The organism is Peribacillus sp. P4_C12 (genome assembly GCF_056402095.1).
Genome location: NZ_JBFUIB010000788.1, coordinates 1 through 1,365, shown reverse-complemented (window position 1 = coordinate 1,365; position 1,365 = coordinate 1). Strand labels below are relative to the sequence as shown.

At 38.4% G+C, this 1,365-nt stretch carries 1 protein-coding gene and 1 pseudogene; both read right to left on the bottom strand.

Annotation, left to right across the window (positions count from 1 at the left end):
- Positions 1-230 (bottom strand): annotated as a pseudogene (locus tag AC1DUW_RS29000) (ATP-binding protein); the annotation flags it as partial.
- A gap of 262 nt (positions 231-492) precedes the next feature.
- A partial coding sequence (locus tag AC1DUW_RS28995) for an acyl-CoA dehydrogenase (protein WP_477644208.1) occupies positions 493-1,365 on the bottom strand: 873 nt, incomplete at its 5' end.

Genomic DNA, 1,365 nt, shown 5'->3' with positions numbered 1-1,365 from the left:
CCATATAAACCACCTAAAAGAAATGGAATCCATCGGAGATCCCAAACAAAGTGTTCTTCTATTACTACTGGAAATAACATACATAGAACAAGTGAAAGAATAGGAAAAATGGCTAAGAACCATCCTTTTAATGCATCTAAACGGTACACGTATTTCACTAGATACACCATTTGCAATAAAAAGATGGGAAGAAGAATTAATAAAAAGTTAATCAGTAAATCTTTGGTCATAAGATTCATATCTACACCGAACTTTCAATGTTTTGCGAAAATTTTGAAATGCATATAAATCATAACAAGTTAGGGAATTTTAATCTAGTAAAATTATTGAGTAATTTTCAATAAAAAAATGCGCAAAACACTGAAGTACATAATAGAATACGAAACAAGAAGCGGTCGATTCAGTCTAAAAAATGAATAGGTGAGAACTCCTCAAAAAAGACAAAAAAAAAGCACTGAAACAGTCATTTCAGTGCCGCACAAATATAAGTCTTTAATAAAGAGCTGCTTTCGCGAGCATAGTAATCGTTGCATCGTCCATTGGGGGATTATGAAGTCCAGCACGTACATCTCTGTAATAACGTTGCAATGGGTTCGTCCGTTGTAAGCTTTTGGCCCCAACGACCCTCATCGCTTTATCAACGATGGATATTGATTTGTTTACGACTGATAACTTAACTGCACCCAGCTCTTTCGATAATTCATCATGATTTTCGGTTTGTGTTTCCCATTTTTCCGCGACAGAATAGAGAAAATGGCGTGCTTCACTTAATTCCAGTTCAATTTCTCCAATCATTCTTTGAACATTAGGAAGATCTCGAATTGGTCCCGGCAGACTGTTTGGTGAATAAGCTTTCGCAAATTCGACTGCATAATTTCTCGCAGCCATTGCGATTCCTATATAGCAGGCTGGTATATGTAACAGCCAGGATTCAGGTTTCTTCTTGCCAGGTTTGCTTTGCATGACATAATACTTATCTGGAAGGATGACTTCATTTAACACTAAATCATGACTTCCTGTACCCTGCATAGAAATCATATCCCATGTTTCTTCTATACTAATCCCTTTTATGTTTCGATGAACCAAAAAGGTGCCAAGTTGCTCATCGTGAGGTACCCAGGCTGTAACAAGGAAAATATCTAGGACAGGTGATAGGGTCGTAAAGGTTTTTCTGCCATTCAATACCCATTGATTACCTTTCTTGATAGCTGTCGTTTCAGGACGTCCTCCACGGGTCGGACTTCCTGTTCCTGCCTCTGATGCTGCCGTGTTGATGAGGGCACCTTTGGACACTTCATCAAACAATTCGTCCATGACCTCTTTTTCCCATGGTCTTTTTTCAGTCAGAGAAAGTACCGTTCCTAC